Annotated in this window: 1 pseudogene; it reads right to left on the bottom strand. The window is 54.6% G+C overall.

The features are described from left to right. Positions 1-224: pseudogene (locus SB756_RS36265) on the bottom strand (aspartate-semialdehyde dehydrogenase); the annotation flags it as partial. Between the last annotated feature and the right edge of the window lie 5 nt (positions 225-229).

The raw sequence follows: 229 nt of genomic DNA, 5'->3' as shown, positions 1-229 counted from the left end.
ATTTCGTTGGTATAATCGCCGCCCTGACAGGTCACAATGATATCGAGGGCCTTTAGCGCCTCCAGATCAAAGGCATCCTGAAGTGTGCCAGTGGTTCCGCCAAAAGACGGCGCAGCCTGACCAAGCTGAGAAGTAGAAAAGTAGACAGGGCGAATGGCGTCGAAGTCGCGCTCTTCAACCATGCGTTGCATGAGAACGGAGCCGACCATACCGCGCCAGCCGATAAAAC

The organism is Pseudomonas sp. SIMBA_068 (genome assembly GCF_046534705.1).
In the GTDB taxonomy this organism is placed as follows: Bacteria; Pseudomonadota; Gammaproteobacteria; order Pseudomonadales; family Pseudomonadaceae; genus Aquipseudomonas; species Aquipseudomonas putida.
The sequence above is the reverse complement of the archived record's forward strand: the minus strand, read 5'-3'. Positions and strand labels throughout refer to the sequence as shown.